Origin of the sequence: Delftia sp. ASV31, from assembly GCF_016428765.1 — a bacterium.
Classification (GTDB): Bacteria; Pseudomonadota; Gammaproteobacteria; order Burkholderiales; family Burkholderiaceae_C; genus Comamonas; species Comamonas acidovorans.
This window is the reverse complement of sequence record NZ_JAELTK010000007.1, coordinates 52,350-72,381: the sequence shown is the minus strand read 5'-3', so window position 1 is coordinate 72,381 and position 20,032 is coordinate 52,350. Positions and strand designations below refer to the sequence as shown.

The window sequence follows — 20,032 nt, the reverse complement described above, 5'->3', positions numbered from 1 at the left end:
GAGGGAGCGAACTCCGTGGACATCACCCAATTGCTGGCATTCAGCGTCAAGAACAAGGCCTCCGACCTGCACCTGTCCGCGGGGCTGCCGCCGATGATCCGTGTGCACGGCGATGTGCGCCGCATCAATGTCGATCCGCTGGACCACAAGACGGTCCACGCCATGGTCTACGACATCATGAGCGACTCCCAGCGCAAGGCCTACGAGGAGTTCCTGGAGGTGGACTTCTCGTTCGAGATCGAGGGGCTGGCGCGCTTTCGTGTCAACGCCTTCAACCAGTACCGGGGCGCGGCCGCCGTCTTCCGGACCATTCCCAGCAAGATCCTGACGCTGGAGCAGCTCAACGCACCGCGCATCTTCGGCGACCTGGCCCTGAAGCCGCGCGGCCTGGTGCTGGTGACCGGCCCCACGGGCTCGGGCAAGTCCACCACGCTGGCCGGCATGGTCAACCACCTCAACGAGACCGAGTACGGGCACATCCTGACGGTGGAGGACCCCATCGAATTCGTGCACGACTCCAAGAAGTGCCTGATCAACCAGCGTGAAGTCGGGCCGATGACGCAGTCGTTCTCGGCCGCACTGCGCTCGGCACTGCGCGAGGACCCGGACGCCATCCTGGTGGGCGAAATGCGTGACCTGGAAACCATCCGCCTGGCCATGACCGCAGCCGAGACGGGCCACCTGGTCTTCGGCACCCTGCACACCTCCAGCGCCGCCAAGACCATCGACCGCATCATCGACGTCTTCCCCGCCGAGGAAAAGGAGATGGTGCGCGCCATGCTCTCCGAATCGCTGCAGGCCGTGATCTCGCAGACGCTGTGCAAGACCAAGGACGGCCAGGGCCGCATCGCGGCCCACGAAATCATGCTGGGCACCAGCGCCATCCGCAACCTGATCCGCGAGGCCAAGGTGGCCCAGATGTACTCCACCATCCAGACGAGTCAGAATGTGGGCATGCAGACGCTGGACCAGAACCTGACCGATCTGGTGCGGCGCAACCTGATCAGCCCCGCGGAAGCCCGCGCCAAGGCCAAGATACCGGACAACTTCCCGGGCTGACCGCCACCCGCCCAGCCTCTCGCCACGCGCCATGAAAAGCATTTTCCGCAAGCTGCGAAGCGGCCAGGAGCCTTCGGCCCCGGCCTCCGAGTCGGCCTTCTTCACGACCACGCTGGCGGCGCATGGCTTCATGGACCCGCACACTCCTCCCGTTCCCTGGGAGGCGCGCGCCATCGAGGTAGGGGCCACGCGGCTGCCGCGCGGCGGCGGGGGCCAGCTGGAGCAGCTGTGGTCGCGCGACCGCTACCTGGGCCAGCTGGATGCGGCCAGCCTGCAGCGGCTGAGCGAATATTTCATCTACGCAGCCGTGGCACCGCAACGCGACGTGATCCGCCAGGAAGAGAACGGCAGCTTCATGGCCGTGGTGCTGTCCGGCCAGATCGCCGTGGAGCGCCAGCAGCCCTGGGGCGAGCGCATGCGCCTGGCGCAGACGCGGCCCGGCGACATCCTGGGCGAGATGTCCCTGCTGGACGGCGGTCCGCGCTTTTCCAGCTGCACCACGCTGACCGACTGCGAGATCGGCGTGCTCAGCGCCGAGGCGCTGGACGAGATGATGGCCAAGGACGCCGCGCTGGCCGCCAAGCTGATGGCGCTGCTGGCGCGCAAGCTCTCGTTCCGGCTGCGCGCCATCAGCGTGCGCCTGGGCGAAGAGCAGCACACATAGACAGTGAGTGAGTTGAATATGAGGACGCCTGGCCCCTGCGGGCCGGACCGGCCTACCTGCAAATAACAAAACAACCTGTGCGCCACAACGGCGCGCAATGCCCGGGGGAATACGGCAATGGAAAGAGATCAGGCCACCAAGTTCATCAACGACCTGCTCAAGCTCATGGTCAGCCGCAACGGCAGCGACTTGTTCATCACGGCGGAATTCCCGCCGGCGATCAAGATCGACGGGCGCATCACCAAGGTGTCGCCGCAGCCGCTGTCGCCCGTGCACACGCTGACGCTGGCGCGCTCGGTCATGAGCGACAAGCAGATCGCCGATTTCGAGCGCACCAAGGAGTGCAACTTCGCCATCTCGCCGCCGGGCATAGGGCGCTTTCGCGTCAACGCCTTCATCCAGCAGGGCCGCGTGGGCATGGTGATGCGGACGATTCCGCTGGCCCTGCCCACCATCGACAGCCTGGGCGTGCCCCAGGTGCTCAAGGAGGTGGCCATGACCAAGCGCGGCCTGTGCATCCTGGTCGGCGCCACGGGCTCGGGCAAATCCACCACGCTGGCCGCCATGGTGGACTGGCGCAACGAGAGCTCCTACGGCCACATCGTGACCATCGAGGACCCCATCGAATTCGTGCACCCGCACAAGAACTGCGTGGTCACGCAGCGCGAAGTGGGCCTGGACACGGACAGCTGGGACGCGGCGCTCAAGAACTCCCTGCGCCAGGCGCCGGACGTGATCCTGATGGGCGAAATCCGCGACCGCGAGACCATGGAGCACGCCATCGCCTTCTCGGAAACCGGCCACCTGTGCCTGGCCACGCTGCACGCCAACAGCGCCAACCAGGCGCTGGACCGCATCGTCAACTTCTTCCCCGAAGACCGCCGCCCGCAGCTGCTGATGGACCTGTCGCTGAACCTGCGCGCCATGGTCTCCCAGCGCCTGCTGCCCAAGCAGGACAGCAAGGGCCGCGTGGCCGCCATCGAGGTGATGCTCAACTCGCCGCTGATCTCCGACCTGATCTTCAAGGGCGAGGTCACCGAGATCAAGGAGATCATGAAGAAAAGCCGCAACCTGGGCATGCAGACCTTCGACCAGGCGCTGTTCGACCTGTTCGAGTCCAACCTGGTCACCTACGAGGATGCACTGCGCAATGCCGACTCGGTCAACGACCTGCGGCTGCAGATCAAGCTGGGCAGCCAGCGCGCCAAGTCGCTGGACCTGGCGGCGGGCACCGAGCATTTCGCCATCGTCTGAGGGGCGTGCCATGCACGCCCTGACCGCGCCTTCAGTGCGCTGAGCCGGCATGCCGGCTCCTTCCAGGGCCGCGCCGGACGCGGCCCTGCGCCACCCGCCTCCCACCACCTCTCAGGATTGCTTCCATGTCCGACTCCTCCATCGCCGCCCGCAGCTATGCGGACACCGCCCCTCTTTCCGTGGCCTTCCTCGGGCTGGGCGTCATGGGCTACCCCATGGCCGGCCACCTGGCCACGGCGGGCCACCGCGTCACGGTCTACAACCGCACGCCGGCCAAGGCCCGCGCCTGGTGCGAGGAGTTCAACGGCGGCCATGCGGCCACGCCGCGCGAGGCCGTGGCCGGCGCCGACATCGTGTTCAGCTGCGTGGGCAATGACGATGACCTGCGCTCGGTCGTGCTGGGGCCGGATGGTGCCTTCGCTGGCATGCGCCGCGGCGCCATCTTCGCCGACCACACGACGGCATCGGCCGAAGTGGCGCGCGAGCTGCATGCGGCCGGGCTGGAGCTGGGCCTGCAGTTCATCGACGCACCCGTCTCGGGCGGCCAGGCCGGCGCCCAGAACGGCCAGCTCACCGTGATGTGCGGCGGCGACCAGGCCGCCTTCGCCACCATGCAGCCCGTGGCCATGGCCTTCTCGCGCGCCTGCACGCTGATGGGCGACAGCGGCGCCGGCCAGCTCACCAAGATGGTCAACCAGATCTGCATCGCGGGCCTGGTCCAGGGCCTGTCCGAGGCCATCGCCTTCGGCCAGCGCGCGGGACTGGACATTCCCAGCGTGCTCGATGTCATCGGCAAGGGCGCCGCCCAGAGCTGGCAGATGGACAACCGTGGCCGCACCATGGCCGAAGGCAAGTTCGACTTCGGCTTTGCCGTGGACTGGATGCGCAAGGACCTGGGCCTGGTGCTGGCCGAAGCCCAGCGCAATGGCGCGCGCCTGCCCGTCACGGCCCTGGTGGACCAGTTCTATGCCGATGTGCAGCAGATGGGCGGCAGGCGCTGGGATACCTCCAGCCTGATCAAGAGGCTCACCCCCTGAGCGGCTTACGCCGCTTCCCCCTCGTTGCACGGCGCCTCTCTACCCGCTTCGCGGGGGAGGGGGACGACGCCCTCGGCTAGGCGCCCCCGCCGCGAGGCGGCTCTTGCTCGGCGTCCCTGGCTTTTTGGTCGCGCCGGTTTCAAAGGTCGGTTGCAGTGGCTGACTCAGTAAGCAATGAAAAAAGCCGGAACATGTTCCGGCTTTTGCTTTCAGGCGGCGGTGATCACTTCACCGGGGTGGCGGTGACGCCTGCGGGGGTGGACAGGCTGCTTTCCGAGAGGCTGGTGGGAGCGCTGGCTGCGGCGGCCTTGCCGGAGTCGTCGGTGACCACGGGGGCGGACTGGGGCTGCATGCGGGCCAGTTCGTCCTCGGAGATGACTTCCACCACGCGCACGACCTTGGTCACGTCGTTGATGCCGCGTGCAATCTCGGCGCCGCGCTTGGCTTCGCGCGGGGTGACGATGCCCATCAGGAAGACGACCTTGTTCTCGGTCACGACCTTGAAGGCCGAGGCCTGGATGTCCTTGGCGTCCAGCAGGCTGGCCTTGACCTGGGTGGTGATCAGCGTGTCCTTGGAGCGCTGGCTCAGCGTGGAGGTGAAGGGAGCCACCACCACTTCGTTGAAGACATTGCGCACCGTGGGCTGCTCGCGCACGAGCTTCTCGATGGTCTGGCGGTCGGCCTCATTGCCGGCCTCGCCGGTCAGCAGCACCTGGCGGTTGTAGCTGGTGACGTTGACATGGGCCTTGTCGCCCAGCACTTCGGCGATGCGGTTGTTGGCGCGCAGCTCGATGCCCTGGTCTTCCACCTGGGTGCCGGTGGTGCGGCGGTCCGCCACCGACATGCCGGCCATCACGGCGCTGCCGCCCACCAGGGCGACGCAGCCCGACAGGGCGGCGCCCAGGGACGCGACGGCGAGCACGGCGCAGGCGGCGCGGGACCAACGGAACTTCATAGAGGCATCTCCTGTTCACCAAGTAACTGGGCATCCACGCCGTCGCACAGGCAGTGCAGCACCAGCGTATGGGTTTCGCGCACGCGCGCCGCACGGTCGTGCGGCACGCAGATCAGAACATCGGTCTCGCGCACGCGGCCGGCCAGGGAGCCGCCCGTGCGGCCGGTCAGCACCACGGCCATCATGTCGCGCTCATGGGCGGCATCCAGCGCCTCCAGCACGGCCACGTCGTTGCCCGTGGCGGACAGCACCAGCAGCAGGTCGCCGGGCTGGCCCAGCGCGCGTATCTGGCGCGCCAGGTACTGGGTGGCGTTGCCGCCCGAGCCCGTGGCGCCCACGGTGCCCAGCAGGCCGCCGTCGGAGACCAGGGCCACGGCAGCCAGCTCGGGCCGGTCGCGTTCGAAGCCGGCCACGCACAGGGCGGCGAAGAGTTGGGCATCGCTGGCAGAGGCGCCCGCGCCGCAGGCCAGAACCTTGCCGCCACTGGTCACGCAGGCCAGCATGGCCTGCACTGCCGCCGCAATGGGCTGGCTCAGCGCCTGGGCGGCCTGGTATTTCAGGTCGGCGCTGTCGATGAAATGCTGTTGGATACGTTGCTCAAGCATGGAGGCCCGATGATAACTGCCGCCCTTGAAGTCTTTCGTAGCCAGGCGTTATTTGTGCTGCAGCGGTAACGGATCAGGCGCCTTCGGCGTCAAAGGCGGCCTGCAGCCACTGCACGGAGGGCCCGGCGCCGGGCTCGACCAGCACCACGTCGAAGCGGCAAGGTGGCGGCGCGGACCAGCGCATCAGGTAGTGGCGCGCCGCAAATACGATGCGCCGCTGCTTGGTGGCACCGATGCTGGCGCCGGCACCGCCGAACGCGCGCGTGCCACGGCTGCGCACCTCGACGAAGACCACGGTGCCGTCGCGCGCCTGCACGATGAGGTCGATCTCGCCGCCGCCGCGGCCCGGCGTCCGATAATTGCGCTCGACCAGACGCAGGCCGGCCGCCTGCAGATGGGCCAGCGCCGCATCCTCGGCCTGCTGGCCCCGATGCCGGGTCGTGAGGGCAGACGGCCCCGCGCCTGCCGGCTTTTTCGCAAGGAAACCCATTGACTACCTCTTTCGCCACCGCGCTGGGCGCAGCCAAGGATGCTGCGGCATCCCAGCATTATCCGCAGGGCGCCCTCTACGTGGTGGCCACTCCCATCGGCAACCTGGCCGACATCAGCCTGCGCGCCCTGCATGTGCTGCAGCTGGTGGACTGCGTGGCCTGCGAGGACACGCGCCACACGCAGGGCCTGCTGCGCTCCTATGGACTGGACCGGCCCGGCAGCCAGCTGCTGGCCGTGCACCAGCACAACGAGGCCGAGGCGGCCCAGCAGATCGTGGCGCGGCTGCAGCAGGGCCAGCGCATCGCCTATGTCAGCGATGCGGGCACGCCCGGCGTCAGCGACCCCGGCGCACGCCTGTGCGCCGCCGTGCAGGCCGCGGGCCTTCGCTGCATTCCGCTGCCCGGCGCCAGCAGCATCACGGCCGCCATCAGCGTGGCCGGCGCGGTCACGCCTTCACAGGGCGAGGGAGGTTTCGTCTTCGCAGGCTTTCTGCCCACCAAGTCGGCCGAGCGCCTGGCCGCCGTGCAGCAACTGGCCCTGCAGCCGCGCTGCACCGTGCTGCTGGAGGCGCCCCACCGCATTGCCGACCTGGCCGCCGCGCTGGCCACGCTGGGCGAGCGCCCGGTGACCCTGGCACGCGAGATCACCAAGCAGTTCGAGGACATTGCCACCATGCCCGCCAGCGCGCTGCCGGCCTGGCTGCAGGCCGTGCCCCAGCGCAGCAAGGGCGAATTCGCCGTGGTGCTGCACCCGGTGGCCCTGGGTGGCGATGAGGCCGACGGCGACGCCCTGCGCGTGCTGCGCCTGCTGCTGGCCGAGCTGCCCACCAAGACCGCCGTGCGCCTGGCCGCCGAGATCACGGGCGCACCGCGCAACCGCCTCTATGACGCCGCGCTGGCGATCAAGCAGGCCGCCGAGGAGGACGGCGACGCGGATTGATCAGGCATACGCGAGGCCGGTGGCCACGCCACCGAACAGGTCGCCTTCGACCTGCGGCACGCCCGGGAAGGCCTCGCGCAGCGCATCACGCAGCGTGCGCAGGGCCGATGAGCCGCCCGTGAGGTAGATGGCGTCCAGCGCCTGGGGCGCCACGCCGGCCAGGCGCAGGCAGTCCTGGGCGCAGGCCACGACCTGTTGCAGCGGGCCTTGCAGCTGCTCGTGCAGTACCTCGGGCGAGATGGCGGCGGACAGGCCCGATTCCAGCCAGCCCAGCTCGATGGCCGCTTCGGCATGGCGCGTGGAGGCCTCGATCTTGGCCTGCTCCACCACGGCGGCCAGGCGGTGGCCTTCGCGCAGTTCCAGCACTTCCATCAGGCGCTTGTGCAGGCGCTGGTCGCTGTAGTCGGTGCGCAGGTTGCGCGCCTCGGCCAGGGCCTTGGGCGAATACAGCCACTGGATCAGGTGCCAGGTCGAGAGGTCGAAGAACACGCGGCTGGGCACTTCGCGGCCGCTGGGGCCGATGTGCCGGTAGCCCAGCAAGGGCATGAGCTGGGCCAGGTTGAGCCGGTGGTCGAAGTCCGTGCCGCCGATGTGCACGCCGCTGGTGGCCAGGATGTCGTCGCGGCGGTCGCTGCGGCCAGCCTGCTCGGGACCCAGGCGCACGACGGTGAAGTCGGAGGTACCGCCGCCGATGTCCACCACCAGCACCACGGATTCCTGCGTGAGGCGCTGCTCGTAGTCCAGCGCGGCGGCAATGGGCTCCATCTGGAAATCCACTTCGCCCAGGCCTGCGGCGCGCGCGGCATCGGCCAGAGCTTGCTGCGCCTGGCGGTCGCGCTCGGGATGGTCGTCCACGAAATGCACGGGCCGGCCCAGCACCACGCGCTCGGGCAGGCGGCCGTCCAGCGAGGCACGCGCCCGGTCGGCCACGCGGCGCAGGAACAGGCCGATGATGTCCTGGTAGCTCACGAACTGGTCGTGCACCGCCGTCTTTTCCTGCAGCAGCGCACTGCCCAGCAGGCTTTTGAGGGAGCGCATGAGCCGGCCCGGCTCGCCGTCCAGGTACTGGGCCATGGCGTCGCGCCCGAAATGGGTGCTGTGCTCGTCCGTATGGAAGAACAGCGCCGTGGGCATCCCGCAGGCATCGCCCTCCAGTGGCAGCAGGCGTGCGGTCTGGCCGGGGGCGCGCCAGGCCATGGCGGAGTTGGAGGTACCGAAATCTATGCCCAGCGTGGCAGGAGTGGAAGCAGTCGTCATGGCAAGCAGCGCCGCGCCGCGGCACCCCTCAAGGAAGGCCGCGGCTGCAACGAAAACGCCCACCGGGGTGGGCATGGGTGTCAGCGGGGCGCCATTCTAGCGCCCACGCATTTCGCCTAGGCGGCGGCGGTTTCCCTGGCCGGGGAAACCTGGGCCAGCACGATGCGCGCGCCATGCGTGGCGGTCTCGTCCAGCGCCAGCGCAGACGCGGGCTGGCGTACCTCCAGCTCGATGGCATAAGGGCCTTCACCGCGCGTGGCCAGACGGTGGCCCAGGGCGCCCGTGGCAACGCCCTGGGCGGGCGCAGCCAGCACCAGCTCGGTGGCGCCCAGTTCGGTAGCGCCCAGCCTCAGCGATGCGCGGTAGGCGCTGCCGTCGTCCGACAGCCGGGCCTCGCCAATGTCTGCGCCCTCGCCCAGCAGCGCGCGCCAGCGTGCCAGGCTGGCGCGCAGGTCATGCACGGCCACGTACAGCCGGGCCACGCCGGTGGCGCCGTTGGGGTGCACGCGCGCCTCTCCTTCGGGCACACGCAGGGCGCGCGGCGTGAGGTCGCCGCAGAGAAAGGGCAGGTCCTGGCTGCGGGCGCGTGCATTGCGCCAGCGCAGCTGCGCGCCGTCGGGGCGCAGGCGGCCGCCTTCGTAGGGCGCCTCGTAGTCCAGGCCGCGCGCCTGGGCGGCGGCAACCACGGCGCCGGTCTCGGTGGGCAGCAGCGCGAAATCGACAATGCCCTCGCCATGGCGCTGCAGCTGCTGCCACCAGCGCTCCTCGGGCGCGGGCGCTCGCCAGGCGATGAGTTCGAAATAGGCGCCGTCGGCAAACACCACCAGGGCGTTGTGCGTGGAGCGGCCCGGATGCTCGCCGCCGCGCAGCACGTTGAAGCCCAGCGCGGTGTAGTCGGCAATGGTGCGTTCCAGGTCCTGGACCGCGATGACGATGTGGTCGAGTGGCAGGGTCATGGCAGGGGTGCTTTCCGCACGGTGTTCAGGCTGCCAGGCGCGCGGCGGCGCTGGAGTCGGTGTGGCGCACTTCGGCGCGGATGTTCTGCGGATTGCGCAGCAGGTTGAGGATGGGGCAGGTGCGCTCCACGGCCTCGAACAGCGCATCGATCTCGGCGCGGCTGGCGGGCGAGTCGATGTGCACGGTGTAGCCGATCTCATGCGGCCAGATGGGCGTGGCCTCGTGGCCGGGCTTGCCGCCGCGCGGGTCGATGATGCCCGTGACCTCGACCTCCAGGCTCTCCACGGGCACCTGGCGCTCGGCCGCCTGGATCAGAAAGATGTGGGTCACGCAGGTCCCCAGCACGCCCAGCTGCAGCTCGGGCGAGCTGGGGCCGAGGTTGTAGCCCGCGAAGTCGGGCGGGCTGTCGCTGATGACCTGGTGCTCGCGGATGCGCAGGCGGCGCACGCCGCTGCGGCCCTCGGCGCGCACATGGGCCTTGAGGTGGGCGGGCTGGGCCGTGCCGGCCGCGACGGCGGCGCTGCGGGCGAGCACGGCGGCACGCTTTTCGGCGAGGTATTCGTTGAGATGGCTCATGGACGGGCTTTCGGTGAAGGAAGTACCAGCCCATTGTTGGGACCGCCGCATGCGCGGCAAACAAACGAATCCGTCTGCGCTTATGCACTGGGCAGATATGCAGGGGCTCCCATCCCTTAGTCGTTTTCCAAATAACGATGCAACTCGATATATGAGCGCAAATATTTGGCATCGATAGCATGAAAAACATGGAGCCGGTCCTGTGGCCGGCAGTCTTGTTTTTCAGCGCCCCAGCGGCGGCGAGGTACGAACGTGTTTTCCCAATCGAAGGCGGCTCAGGTGGCATGGAAGGCCGCGATAGCGGTATTGGCGGGCAGCAGCCTGCTGCTGGCGGCGTGCTCCAGGCAGGCCGATACGGCCCAGGCGGGCGCGGCTGCCGGCCCCGTGGAAGGCGGCACCCTGGTTTACCTGGAGCAGCAGGCCCATACCAACCTCTATCCGCCGGCCGGGGGCTTCTACCCCAATGGCGGCGTGCTCAACCAGATCACCGACAAGCTGACCTACCAGGACCCGAAGACGCTGGAGATCCAGCCCTGGATCGCCGAGTCCTGGACCGTGAATGCCGACGCCACCGAGTACAGCTTCAAGCTGCGGCCCGGCGTCACCTTCTCCGACGGCACGCCGCTGGATGCGGCGGCCGTGGCGCGCAACTTCGACACCTATGGCCTGGGCAACAAGGCGCTCAAGCAGCCCGTGTCCGAGGTGATCAACAACTACGAGCGCAGCGAGGTGGTCGACCCGCTGACGGTGAAGTTCTTCTTCAGAAAGCCTTCGCCGGGCTTCCTGCAGGGCACTTCGGTGATCGGCTCGGGCCTGGTCTCGCCGGCCACGCTGGACCGCCCCTTCGAGGAGCTGGGCGACGCCACGCGCATCATCGGCTCCGGCCCCTTCGTGGTGGCCAGCGAGACGCTGGGCAAGGAGCTGGTGCTCAAGGTGCGCAAGGACTATGCCTGGGGTCCCGCCAAGCTGGCCCACCAGGGCCGCGCGCGGCTGGACGAGGTGAAGTTCATCGTCACGCCCGAGGACAGCGTGCGCATCGGCGCGCTGCTGGCCGGGCAGGCCGGGCTGATCCGCCAGATCCAGGCCTATGACGAAAAGCGCGTCGAGGACCAGAAGTTCAGCATCTACGCCCCGCCCACGCGCGGCGTGAACAACAGCGTGGCCATCCGCCCGGACAACGCCCTGGTGGCCGATCTCAAGGTGCGCCAGGCGCTGCTGCACGGCACCAATGCCAAGGAGATCGTGGATACGCTGTTCTCGCCGCGCTATCCGCAGGCGCGCTCGGTGATTGCCTCCACGGCGGCCGGCTTCGTGGACCTGTCGGCCAAGCTGGCCTATGACGAGGCCAAGGCGAAACAGCTGCTGGACGAGGCCGGCTGGACGCTGGGCGCCAGCGGCCTGCGCCAGAAGGACGGCCGCGATTTCGTGCTGTCCACCTACGAGTCCCTGCCCCAGCCGCAGAACAAGGAGACGCTGCAGCTCGTGGCCCAGCAGTGGGCGCGCATCGGCGTCAAGCTCAACGTGCTCTCGGGCGACGCGGGCAGCCGCGCCGTGGACACGCTGGACCCCGACAAGACCGGCGTGCTGCCCGGCATGGTGGGCCGCGCCGATCCCGACGTGATCAAGAGCAACTACTACCCGACCAACCGCAACGTGCTGCTGCAAAAGGGCGGCGTGAGCCAGAAGGTCAAGTCCTTCGAGGACACCAGGCTCAACGGCCTGTTCGACGCCATCGCGGCCGAGACCGATGCCGCCAGGCGCCTGGCGCTGGCCGGCGAGGTGCAGAACTACCTGATCGACCAGGCCTATGTGATCCCCATCTTCGAGGAACCCCAGGCCTTTGCGGGCGCGGGCTGGGTGCGCGACGTGGGCTTCGAGGCCGTGGGCCGGCCCAGCTTCTACAGCACCTGGCTGGCCAGGCGCTGACCGGAACGCTCCCTGAGGAACCACTCCCATGCCGCGCCGCTATCTGCTCAGCCGCATCGCCCAGGCCGCCCTGGTGCTGTGGGCGGCCTTCACGGTCTCGTTCATCCTGCTGCAGCTGCTGCCGGGCGACGCCGTGCTGATCAAGTTCCTGAACCCCGAGCTGGGCCTGGGCCCGCAGGAGATCGCCGACATCCGCGCCGCGTACGGCTCGGACCAGCCCGTGTGGCAGCAGTACCTGCACACGCTGGGCCAGTTCCTCACGGGCCATTTCGGCTATTCGCTGCAGGCCGGCGTGCCGGTGAGCCAGGGCCTGGCCACCAGCCTGCCGCCCACGCTCAAGCTCGCGGCCCTGGGCTTTGCCGCAGCCGCGCTGCTGGCCGTGGCGCTGGCGGCGGCTGCCAGCCTGGCGCCCTTTGCCTGGCTGCGCAACGCGCTGTATTCGCTGCCTTCGGTCTTTGTCTCGGTGCCCGTGTTCTGGCTGGGGATCATGCTGATCCAGGTGGTGTCGTTCCGCCTGGGCTGGATCGCCGTGATCAATCCCGGCCCCTGGGAAGGACTGGTGCTGCCCACGCTGACCCTGGCCGTGCCGATCTCGGCGCCGCTGGCCCAGGTGCTGCTGCGCAATATCGACGCCGTGCTGGCCCAGCCCTTCGTGGCCGTGGCACGGGCCAAGGGCGCCTCGCGCCGCTGGGTGCTGCTGCGCCATGTGGCACGCAATGCCCTGCTGCCCACGCTGACCATTGCCGGCGTGCTGTTCGGCGAGCTGCTGGCCGGCGCCGTGGTGACGGAGGCCGTGTTCGGCCTCAACGGCCTGGGCACGCTGACCCAGCAGGCCGTGGGCAATCAGGACACGGCCGTGCTCCAGGCCGTGGTGGTCGTCTCGGCCGCCGCCTTCGTACTCATCAACCTCGCCGTGGATCTGCTGTACCCGCTGCTTGATCCGCGCCTGCGCCATTCCGTGGAGAACCGGCCATGAACACTGCCGTCTCAAGCGCTCTTTCCCCGGCCCTGGATGCCCAGGCCGCGCCCGCCACTTCTACTCCCATTCCCACGGCGCTGCCAGCGTCGTCCCTGGCCCCTGCGCCAGCCGCCCCGCGCCGCAGCTTCGCCTTGCCGGCCCGCCTGCAATCCCTGAAACGCCTGCCGCCCACGCTGGCCCTGGCCTGGCTGGTGATTGCCGTGGCCGCGCTGTGGGCGCTGGCGCCCGGCTGGTTTGCCCACCAGAACCCGATCGCGGGCCAGGCCGGCCAGCAGTTGCTGGCGCCCAGCGCCGCGCACTGGCTGGGCACGGACGCGCTGGGGCGCGACCTGTGGGCGCGCGTGGTGCATGGCGCCGTGCATTCGCTGTCGGGCGCCTTCGTGGCCGTGGGCGTGGGCCTGGCCGTGGGCACGCTGATCGGCCTGCTGGCCGGGGCCACGGGCGGGCGCACGGAAGATGCGCTGATGCGCCTGGTCGATGTGCTGCTGGCCGTGCCTTCGCTGCTGCTGTCGCTGACCATCATCATCGTGCTGGGCTTTGGCACCATCAACGCGGCCATTGCCGTGGGCGTGGTCTCGGTGGCCAGCTTCGCGCGCCTGGTGCGCTCGGAGGTGGTGCGCGTGCGCCGCTCCGACTACGTGGAGGCCGCTTTCGGCAGCGGCGGGCGCTTTGCCGCCGTGCTGTGGCGCCATGTGCTGCCCAACTCGCTGACGTCGGTCATCGCCATGGCGGCGCTGCAGTTCGGCTCGGCGATCCTTGCGATTTCCACGCTGGGTTTTCTGGGCTACGGCGCGCCGCCGCCCACGCCCGAATGGGGGCTGCTGATCGCCGAAGGCCGCAACTACATCGCCACCGCCTGGTGGCTGACCACGGCGCCGGGCCTGATCGTGGTGGCCGTGGTGCTGGCGGCCAACCGCATCGCCACGGCCTTCGCACGGAGGCCTGCATGAGCGCCGCCATCGAGGAGCGCATCCACGCCGCACCAGCGGTGGCAACGACCGCCCCCGTGCTCGAAGTGCAGGACCTGGCCGTGGCCTACCGCGATGCCGCAGGCCAGGCGCAGCGCGTGGTGCACGGCGTGTCGTTTTCCGTGGCGCCGGGCGAGGTGGTGGCCCTGGTCGGCGAATCGGGCTCGGGCAAGACCACCACGGCCCAGGCCGTGATCGGCCTTTTGGCCGACAACGGCCACCGCGAGCACGGCAGCATCCGCCTGCAGGGCACCGAGGTCTCTGGCTGGCCGGCCGCACGCTGGAACGCCATCCGCGGCCGCGTGGTCAGCCTGGTGCCGCAGGACCCCACCATGTCGCTGAACCCCGTGCGCACGGTGGGCGACCAGGTGGGCGAGATCCTGCGCATCCACGGCCTGCGCGACCGCACGGCCGTGGAGGCGCGCGTGCTGGAGCTGCTGGCCCGCGTGGGGCTGTCCCAGCCCGCGCTGCGCGCACGCCAGTATCCGCACGAGCTGTCGGGCGGCATGCGCCAGCGCGTGCTGATCGCCATCGCCATCGCGCTGCGGCCCGCCCTCATCATTGCTGACGAGCCCACCAGCGCGCTGGACGTGACTGTGCAGCGGCGCATCCTGGACCTGATCGACGCGCTGCGCCGCGAGACCGGCACGGCCGTGCTGCTGGTCACGCATGACCTGGGCGTGGCGGCCGACCGCTCGCACCGCCTGGTCGTCATGCAGGGCGGCCGCATCCAGGAGCAGGGCCCCACGCTGGAGCTGCTGCGCAATCCGCAAAGCGCCTATACGCGGCGGCTGCTGGCCGATGCGCCTTCGCTGGCGCCCGCGCCGCGCCGCACGCCCAGGCCCGCCACGGCCGATGACTGGGCCATCGAGGTCGAGGACCTGGTGCACGAGTTCGCGGCGCCCGGCCATGCATCGGCCCACGGGCGCGGCATCTTCCGTGCCGTGGACGGCGTGTCGCTGCGCGTGCGCCGGGGCAGCACGCATGCCATCGTGGGCGAGTCGGGCTCGGGCAAGACCACCACCATCCGCGCCATCGTGGGCCTGGGCCGGCCCACGGCGGGCCGCATCCGCATCGAAGGCACCGAGGTCACGGGCCTGCGCGGCGAGGCCCTGCGCCAGCTGCGCCGCCGCGTGCAGCTGGTCTACCAGAACCCGTTCAGTTCTCTGGACCCGCGCCAGAGCGTGTTCGACATCATCGAGGAGCCCCTGCTGAACTTCGACCCGCTGCCGGCCGATGAGCGCCGCCGGCGCGTGCACGACATGCTGGAGCGCGTGGGCCTGCCTGCCGCCGTGCTGCAGCGGCGCCCGCATGCGCTGTCGGGCGGCCAGCGCCAGCGCGTGGCGATTGCGCGCGCCCTGGTGCTGCAGCCGCAGGTGCTGGTGCTGGACGAGGCCGTATCGGCCCTGGACGTGACGGTGCAGGCGCAGATCCTGGCCCTGCTCGCCCAGCTGCAGCAGGACCTGGGGCTGACCTATCTCTTCATCTCGCACGACCTTGCCGTGGTGCGCCAGATTGCCGACACGGTGTCGGTGCTGCGCGCGGGCCGGGTGGTGGACGCGGGCAGCGTGGAGGAAGTGTTCCAGCGCCCCACCAGCGACTACACGCGCGAACTCATGGACGCCATTCCCGGCAAAAGGAGCATTGATTTTGTCCCTCACCCCGCCTGATACCAACCGTGGCCACGGCTCCCGCAGCGGCCCGCGCCTGGGCTTTTTCAGCCGCCTGCTCGACGATGCGCCGGCCGGCGAGCGCTACCGCCTGGTGGCCGAGCAGATCGCCCATGCCGAGGCCCAGGGCTTCGACTCGGCCTGGGTGGCCCAGCACCATTTCCATGAAAGCGAGGGCGGCCTGCCCTCGCCCTTCGTCTTTCTGGCCCATGTGGCGGCGCGCACGCGGCGCATCCGCATCGGAACGGGCGTGATCACGCTGCCACTGGAAAACGCGCTGCGCGTCGCAGAGGACGCGGCCGTGCTGGACCTGCTGACCGGCGGCCGCCTGGAGGTGGGCCTGGGCACGGGCGGCACGGCCGAATCCTTCGAGGCCTTTGGCGTGCAGGGCGCCGAGCGCGGCGCCGTCTTCGCACGCAACTTCGGCGTGCTGCAGGACGCCTGGGCCGGGCGCGCGCTGGCCGGCGGCGTGCGCCTGTACCCGGCCGCGCCGCAGCTGCTGGAGCGCGTCTGGCAGGCCACGTTCTCGGCCGAGGGCGGCGCGCGGGCCGGGGCCAACGGCGACGGCCTGATGCTGTCGCGCACCCAGCCACGGCCCGAAGGTGCGCCGCAGGCCACGCTGTCCGAGATCCAGAACCCCATCATCGACGCCTACCTCGCCCGCCTGCCCGCAGGGCGGGCGCCGCGCATCCTGGGCTCACGCACGCTGTTCGTGGCCGACCGCCGAGACGAGGCGCTGCGCTGGGCCGAGGCCGGCCTGCGCCGCGTGGCCCTGCGCCATGCGGCCCAGCCCTCGCAGTGGGCGGCCCGTGTCGATCCGCAGGCGCCGCTGGCCGATCTCATCGCCGCCTACGACGTGCATGTGGGCACGCCCGACGAGGTCATCGCATCGCTGCGCGCCGACACGGCGCTGGCGCGCGTGAGCGACATCGTCTTCCAGGTGCATTCCATCGACCCGCCGCACGACGCCATCCTGCGCTCCATCGAACTGACGGCCGCCCATGTGGCACCGGCCCTGGGCTGGCGCCGTGCCGATGAGTCCACATCCACGTCCACCCCAGCGCCCTCTTCCCTCCCCGCAGTCCGGGCCGCACTGCTGCAAGCCGCATGACCATGAACACCACCGCAACGCCCCGCTTTCCCGGCGACGTGATCGACCACCTCGCCGACATCACACCCGGCAGCGCCCTGGACCGCGTGCGCCGCCACCGCTCCGAGGCACGCACGCAGGCCCAGCAAAGCTTTGCCGCCCTGTTCACGCCCGCCGAGCCCGTGCCCGGCACGGTCTCGCTGCGCGAGCGGCTGGCCCTGGCCGCCTTCACGGCCGGGCTGCATGGCGAGCCGCGCAGCGCCGTCTTCTATACACGCGCGCTGGCCACCGAGGATGCGGAACTGGCCGCCGTGGTGGCGTCCGAAGTGGTGCGTGGCCGCGCCCAGAGCCTGCAGGCCGGCAGCGGCCCGCACGGCCCCTACGGCCCCTACGGCAGCTACCCGGCAGGCCCGCTGAGCCGCGAGGACCAGCCCGGCCCCGCCTATGCCGTGGACCCGGCCCACGCCGCACTGCTGGGCCCGCGCCTGGCCGCGGCGCTGGCCCATGCCCACCTGCTGGCCTACCACCCGCGCGACGCCAGCGCCGGGGCCCTGCAGGCGCTGCAACAGGCGGGCTGGAGCGAGACGGACATCGTCATCCTGTCCCAGCTGGCGTCCTTCCTGTCCTTCCAGATCCGCGTGGTGGCGGGGTTGCGCGTGCTGGCTGCACGCCCCGCGCCCCAGGCAGCCCATCAACCCACCACCCTGCAAGCCCAGCCATGACCTCAACGAACTCCGCCGCTCCCCAGGTCTTCACCCAGGAACAGCTCGACTGGCTGCCATGGATTGAGCCGCTGGAAGAAAGCGAGCTGACCGAGCGCCACCAAGCAGGCCTGGTCGATGCCTCACGCGCGCAGTCGCCCTACTTCCGCCTGCTGGCGCGGGACCCCGACACGCTGGGCGCGCGCACGCGCACCGACAAGGACATCTTCTACAACCCCGACGCCGGCCTGCCGCGTGCCGAGCGCGAGCTGGCCGCTCCGGCCACCTCGCGCGCCAATGGCTGCATCTACTGCGCCTCGGTCCATGCGCGCTTTGCCACGCACTTCTCGCGCCGGGGCGGCGACGTGCAGCGCCTGCTCGACGAAGGCCCGGGCACGGACCTGGGGCCGCGCTGGAACGCCATCGTCACGGCGGCCGTGGCGCTGACCCAGACGCCGCCTGCGCTGGAGCCCGCCCACATCGATGCGCTGCGCACCGCAGGCCTGGACGATGCCGCCATCTCCGATGTGCTGCACGGCACGGCCTTCTTCAACTGGGCCAACCGGCTCATGCTGTCGCTGGGCGAGCCACGGACCACGGCTTGAGGGCGCCCGCCCTCACCACAGGCCCAGCAGCTTCCACCAGACACTGCCGACCACGGCAAAGATCAGCAGCTCGATCACGCACATGGCCGCACCCACACGCCACCAGTTGCCCAGCGTGACGTAGCCGCTGCCGAAGATGATGGGCGAGGTGCCGGTGGCGTAGTGGGTCAGCGTCATCATGATGGCCGAGCCGGCCGTCATCATCAGCATGAAGGGCACGACATAGTCGGCCGGAATCAGCTGCGCACCCACGGTCAGGAAGGCCAGCATCATCGCGCTGATGTGGGCCGTGGTGCTGGCGAACAGGTAGTGCGAGAACACGAACACGCCCACCAGGATGGCCGCCACCGGCAGCCAGTCCAGGCCGCTGGCGACGATGGCGTTCTTCATGCCCACGGCAAACCAGGACACCACGCCGAGCTTGTTGAGCTGCTCGGCCAGCATGACCAGGGCGCCGAACCAGACCAGCGTGTCCCATGCGCTTTTCTCGGACAGCACGTCATCCCAGTCGATGGTGCCCGTGATGATCAACACGAACAGGCCCAGGAAGGCGACCACGGTGGGGTCCAGCACGAAGGCCGGGCCGAACAGCATCTGCGGCACGTTGGCCCACAGCAGCAGCATCAGGCCGAAGGTGCCCAGCATCACGCGCTCCTTGCCCGACAGCGGCCCCATGCGCGCCATCTCGCTGCGCGCGTACTCCACGGCATTGGGCGTGGCCTTGAGCTCGGGCGGCGACAGCAGGTAGATCACCAGCGGCATCAGCAGCAGGCACAGCAGGCCCGGCAGCAGCATGTACAGCGCCCAGGTGGTCCAGCTCAGGTGCAGGGCCTGGCCCGTGGCCTTGGCCACGAAATCCACCACCAGCGGGTTGGGCGCGGTGGCGGTCAGGAACATGGCCGAGGTGATGGGATTGGCGTGGTAGTTGACCAGGGCCAGATAGGTGCCCACCTTGCCCTGCGTACCCTTGGCCGGGTCCGACTCGAAGGCATTGGCGATGGACTTCATGATCGGGTGCACGATGCCGCCGCCGCGCGCCGTGTTGCTGGGGGTGAACGGTGCCAGCACCAGCTCGCAGATCGCCAGGCCGTAGCCGATGCCGATGGTGCGCTTGCCCAGCAGGGCGATGAACATCAGGCCGATGCGGCTGCCCAGCCCCGTCTTCTTGAGGCCGCGCGAGATCAGGATGGCCACCACGATCAGCCAGATCAGCGGGCTGGAAAAGCTGCTCAGCGCATCGGTGATGGCACCCTTGGACGAGCCGGAGGTGACCTGGGACAGCGAGACGATGACGATGGCCATCAAGGCCATCACGCCGATGGGCATGACCTTGAGGATGATGGCCACGATGGTGGTCAGGAAAATGGCGACCAGCTGCCAGCCCTTGGGCGTCAGCCCCTCGGGCACGGGCATCAGCAGCAGGCCGAACAGCACGGCGGTGGCAATCAGTGCCGGCACCAGCCGGAACGGCACGGCCGCCTTGAAATAGCGGAACAGCGAGGCGATCTTCTCGAGCATGTGGATCCTTTGCGTTGCCGGAGCGGCGCCGAGAGAGCATGGCCTGCCGGGAGCAAAAGCCCACCAGCCTGCACGGGCACTGGCGGCCGCGCCGCATGACTGACATCATGATGCAGTGCAGCATGAGCCCGGCTTCCAGCGGGCGCCTGCGCCACCGAAGTTTGACAGGCATCAAGGCCGGGCCAGTAAACCTGGCGACCCAGGCCACCGAGCCCCGCTCACATGACAGCATCCCCAGACCGGGTGCCTTTCGCCCCGGTGTACCCATGCAGTGAAAAAAGGAGAAAAGCCGACATGCCAGCCAACCGATTCTTGCCCGAGGAATGGGAATGCCGGCTCCAGGAAATCGACCTGGAGATCGCCCGCCACGCCGTCATCTGCAAGATCCCGCTGCTGCAGGCCGGTGTGGTGGAGCGCGTGCTGGCCAATGACGCCAGCGTCTGCGGCGCCGAGCACGAGGCCGCATTCAAGACCCTGCGCGGCCTTCTGTACATGCACTACACCGAGCTGCTGCACATCAGCGAAGTGCTCAGCCCCGAGGTCGCCCAGGAAATCGCCCACCGCGTGCGCCTGCGGCTGGGCCAGCGCATCGGCAACCAGCTGGGCGGCTGATGCCGGGCTGTCCGCCTGGCCTTTGCCCTGGCGCGAGGGCATGAAAAAAGGGCTACGACAGTGTCGTAGCCCTTTTCAATTTGGTTGCGCGAGAAGGATTTGAACCTCCGACCTTTGGGTTATGAGCCCAACGAGCTACCAGACTGCTCCATCGCGCGGTAGTCCAAA

The 20,032-nt window shown here is 69.5% G+C and carries 20 protein-coding genes and 1 tRNA gene; 13 read left to right on the top strand and 8 right to left on the bottom strand.

Features of this window, described 5'->3' with window-relative positions:
• Positions 1–15: 15 nt before the first annotated feature.
• The 4 genes from JHD82_RS04445 (at position 16) to JHD82_RS04430 (ending at position 4,014) form a co-directional block, all read left to right on the top strand.
• Positions 16–1,059, top strand: a complete 1,044-nt coding sequence (locus JHD82_RS04445) for a type IV pilus twitching motility protein PilT (RefSeq protein WP_012202999.1) — start codon at positions 16–18, stop codon at positions 1,057–1,059.
• 31 nt (positions 1,060–1,090) lie between these two features.
• The gene (locus tag JHD82_RS04440) at positions 1,091–1,723 is read left to right on the top strand and encodes a cyclic nucleotide-binding domain-containing protein (protein WP_012202998.1); all 633 of its coding nucleotides are present in this window, start codon (positions 1,091–1,093) and stop codon (positions 1,721–1,723) included.
• 117 nt (positions 1,724–1,840) lie between these two features.
• Positions 1,841–2,977 (top strand): PilT/PilU family type 4a pilus ATPase, encoded by a 1,137-nt coding sequence (locus tag JHD82_RS04435; protein ID WP_012202997.1) that lies wholly within the window; start codon positions 1,841–1,843, stop codon positions 2,975–2,977.
• 125 nt (positions 2,978–3,102) lie between these two features.
• Positions 3,103–4,014: an NAD(P)-dependent oxidoreductase gene (locus tag JHD82_RS04430; protein WP_013804430.1), complete on the top strand. Its 912-nt coding sequence runs from the start codon at positions 3,103–3,105 to the stop codon at positions 4,012–4,014.
• Positions 4,015–4,237: 223 nt separating this feature from the next.
• On the opposite strand, the gene JHD82_RS04425 is transcribed toward JHD82_RS04430, so the two are convergent.
• The 3 genes from JHD82_RS04425 to JHD82_RS04415 all read right to left on the bottom strand — a co-directional run bounded on the left by JHD82_RS04425 (position 4,238) and on the right by JHD82_RS04415 (position 6,064).
• Entirely contained in the window at positions 4,238–4,969 is a 732-nt protein-coding gene (locus JHD82_RS04425; protein WP_199135532.1) for a BON domain-containing protein, read from the bottom strand.
• Positions 4,966–5,574 carry an SIS domain-containing protein gene (locus tag JHD82_RS04420; RefSeq protein ID WP_012202994.1) on the bottom strand — a complete coding sequence of 203 codons (609 nt, stop codon included), beginning with the start codon at positions 5,572–5,574 and terminating at the stop codon, positions 4,966–4,968. Before JHD82_RS04420 ends, JHD82_RS04425 begins: the two co-directional genes overlap by 4 nt.
• Positions 5,575–5,647: 73 nt before the next feature.
• Positions 5,648–6,064, bottom strand: coding sequence for a YraN family protein (locus JHD82_RS04415; protein ID WP_043820402.1), 417 nt, complete (start codon positions 6,062–6,064; stop codon positions 5,648–5,650).
• On the opposite strand from JHD82_RS04415, the gene rsmI reads away from it, so the two are divergent.
• Complete coding sequence (rsmI, locus tag JHD82_RS04410; protein ID WP_199135531.1) at positions 6,064–7,005, top strand: 16S rRNA (cytidine(1402)-2'-O)-methyltransferase; 942 nt, start codon at positions 6,064–6,066, stop codon at positions 7,003–7,005. The genes JHD82_RS04415 and rsmI overlap by 1 nt on opposite strands.
• Here the strand turns inward: rsmI and JHD82_RS04405 are convergent, their stop codons facing one another.
• From JHD82_RS04405 to JHD82_RS04395, 3 genes are all read right to left on the bottom strand, one after another.
• The gene (locus JHD82_RS04405; RefSeq protein ID WP_043783186.1) at positions 7,006–8,262 is read right to left on the bottom strand and encodes an Hsp70 family protein; all 1,257 of its coding nucleotides are present in this window, start codon (positions 8,260–8,262) and stop codon (positions 7,006–7,008) included.
• Positions 8,263–8,378: 116 nt separating this feature from the next.
• Positions 8,379–9,218, bottom strand: a complete 840-nt coding sequence (locus JHD82_RS04400; RefSeq protein ID WP_199135530.1) for a VOC family protein — start codon at positions 9,216–9,218, stop codon at positions 8,379–8,381.
• A gap of 25 nt (positions 9,219–9,243) precedes the next feature.
• A complete protein-coding gene (locus tag JHD82_RS04395; RefSeq protein ID WP_013804436.1) occupies positions 9,244–9,795 on the bottom strand; it encodes an OsmC family protein in 552 nt (183 codons plus the stop codon).
• A 252-nt stretch (positions 9,796–10,047) separates the two neighbouring features.
• Here JHD82_RS04395 and JHD82_RS04390 point away from each other — a divergent pair, with 252 nt between their 5' ends.
• The 7 genes from JHD82_RS04390 to JHD82_RS04360 are packed head-to-tail and all read left to right on the top strand — an operon-like array spanning position 10,048 to position 17,734.
• The gene (locus JHD82_RS04390) at positions 10,048–11,721 is read left to right on the top strand and encodes a TIGR04028 family ABC transporter substrate-binding protein (protein ID WP_199135529.1); all 1,674 of its coding nucleotides are present in this window, start codon (positions 10,048–10,050) and stop codon (positions 11,719–11,721) included.
• 28 nt (positions 11,722–11,749) lie between these two features.
• Positions 11,750–12,697 carry an ABC transporter permease gene (locus JHD82_RS04385; protein WP_012202987.1) on the top strand — a complete coding sequence of 316 codons (948 nt, stop codon included), beginning with the start codon at positions 11,750–11,752 and terminating at the stop codon, positions 12,695–12,697.
• Positions 12,694–13,650 carry an ABC transporter permease gene (locus JHD82_RS04380; protein ID WP_199135528.1) on the top strand — a complete coding sequence of 319 codons (957 nt, stop codon included), beginning with the start codon at positions 12,694–12,696 and terminating at the stop codon, positions 13,648–13,650. Before JHD82_RS04385 ends, JHD82_RS04380 begins: the two co-directional genes overlap by 4 nt.
• Positions 13,647–15,338, top strand: coding sequence for an ABC transporter ATP-binding protein (locus JHD82_RS04375; RefSeq protein ID WP_123694346.1), 1,692 nt, complete (start codon positions 13,647–13,649; stop codon positions 15,336–15,338). Before JHD82_RS04380 ends, JHD82_RS04375 begins: the two co-directional genes overlap by 4 nt.
• Positions 15,319–16,449: a putative FMN-dependent luciferase-like monooxygenase gene (locus JHD82_RS04370; RefSeq protein ID WP_199135527.1), complete on the top strand. Its 1,131-nt coding sequence runs from the start codon at positions 15,319–15,321 to the stop codon at positions 16,447–16,449. The genes JHD82_RS04375 and JHD82_RS04370 overlap by 20 nt, the downstream gene beginning before the upstream one ends.
• Positions 16,446–17,150, top strand: a complete 705-nt coding sequence (locus JHD82_RS04365) for a CMD domain protein (protein WP_199135526.1) — start codon at positions 16,446–16,448, stop codon at positions 17,148–17,150. Before JHD82_RS04370 ends, JHD82_RS04365 begins: the two co-directional genes overlap by 4 nt.
• Positions 17,147–17,734: an alkylhydroperoxidase domain protein gene (locus JHD82_RS04360; protein ID WP_199135525.1), complete on the top strand. Its 588-nt coding sequence runs from the start codon at positions 17,147–17,149 to the stop codon at positions 17,732–17,734. The genes JHD82_RS04365 and JHD82_RS04360 overlap by 4 nt, the downstream gene beginning before the upstream one ends.
• A 12-nt stretch (positions 17,735–17,746) precedes the next feature.
• On the opposite strand, the gene JHD82_RS04355 is transcribed toward JHD82_RS04360, so the two are convergent.
• On the bottom strand, positions 17,747–19,252 hold the full coding sequence (locus tag JHD82_RS04355; protein ID WP_034389959.1) for a DASS family sodium-coupled anion symporter: 1,506 nt from the start codon (positions 19,250–19,252) through the stop codon (positions 17,747–17,749).
• 294 nt (positions 19,253–19,546) lie between these two features.
• Here JHD82_RS04355 and JHD82_RS04350 point away from each other — a divergent pair, with 294 nt between their 5' ends.
• Positions 19,547–19,864: a hypothetical protein gene (locus JHD82_RS04350; protein WP_012202980.1), complete on the top strand. Its 318-nt coding sequence runs from the start codon at positions 19,547–19,549 to the stop codon at positions 19,862–19,864.
• An 81-nt stretch (positions 19,865–19,945) separates the two neighbouring features.
• Here JHD82_RS04350 and JHD82_RS04345 read toward each other — a convergent pair.
• Positions 19,946–20,022: transfer RNA gene (locus JHD82_RS04345), tRNA-Met, on the bottom strand.
• Positions 20,023–20,032: the final 10 nt, after the last annotated feature.

Excerpts from the sequence above, each read along its gene's own strand:
- JHD82_RS04440 (WP_012202998.1), top strand. The coding sequence starts at position 1,091 with ATGAAAAGCATTTTCCGCAAGCTGCGAAGCGGCCAGGAGCCTTCGGCC.
- JHD82_RS04435 (WP_012202997.1), top strand. The coding sequence starts at position 1,841 with ATGGAAAGAGATCAGGCCACCAAGTTCATCAACGACCTGCTCAAGCTC.
- JHD82_RS04430 (WP_013804430.1), top strand. The coding sequence starts at position 3,103 with ATGTCCGACTCCTCCATCGCCGCCCGCAGCTATGCGGACACCGCCCCT.
- JHD82_RS04425 (WP_199135532.1), bottom strand. The coding sequence starts at position 4,969 with ATGAAGTTCCGTTGGTCCCGCGCCGCCTGCGCCGTGCTCGCCGTCGCG.
- JHD82_RS04420 (WP_012202994.1), bottom strand. The coding sequence starts at position 5,574 with ATGCTTGAGCAACGTATCCAACAGCATTTCATCGACAGCGCCGACCTG.
- JHD82_RS04415 (WP_043820402.1), bottom strand. The coding sequence starts at position 6,064 with ATGGGTTTCCTTGCGAAAAAGCCGGCAGGCGCGGGGCCGTCTGCCCTC.
- JHD82_RS04405 (WP_043783186.1), bottom strand. The coding sequence starts at position 8,262 with ATGACGACTGCTTCCACTCCTGCCACGCTGGGCATAGATTTCGGTACC.
- JHD82_RS04400 (WP_199135530.1), bottom strand. The coding sequence starts at position 9,218 with ATGACCCTGCCACTCGACCACATCGTCATCGCGGTCCAGGACCTGGAA.
- JHD82_RS04395 (WP_013804436.1), bottom strand. The coding sequence starts at position 9,795 with ATGAGCCATCTCAACGAATACCTCGCCGAAAAGCGTGCCGCCGTGCTC.
- JHD82_RS04385 (WP_012202987.1), top strand. The coding sequence starts at position 11,750 with ATGCCGCGCCGCTATCTGCTCAGCCGCATCGCCCAGGCCGCCCTGGTG.
- JHD82_RS04380 (WP_199135528.1), top strand. The coding sequence starts at position 12,694 with ATGAACACTGCCGTCTCAAGCGCTCTTTCCCCGGCCCTGGATGCCCAG.
- JHD82_RS04375 (WP_123694346.1), top strand. The coding sequence starts at position 13,647 with ATGAGCGCCGCCATCGAGGAGCGCATCCACGCCGCACCAGCGGTGGCA.
- JHD82_RS04365 (WP_199135526.1), top strand. The coding sequence starts at position 16,446 with ATGACCATGAACACCACCGCAACGCCCCGCTTTCCCGGCGACGTGATC.
- JHD82_RS04360 (WP_199135525.1), top strand. The coding sequence starts at position 17,147 with ATGACCTCAACGAACTCCGCCGCTCCCCAGGTCTTCACCCAGGAACAG.
- JHD82_RS04355 (WP_034389959.1), bottom strand. The coding sequence starts at position 19,252 with ATGCTCGAGAAGATCGCCTCGCTGTTCCGCTATTTCAAGGCGGCCGTG.
- JHD82_RS04350 (WP_012202980.1), top strand. The coding sequence starts at position 19,547 with ATGCCAGCCAACCGATTCTTGCCCGAGGAATGGGAATGCCGGCTCCAG.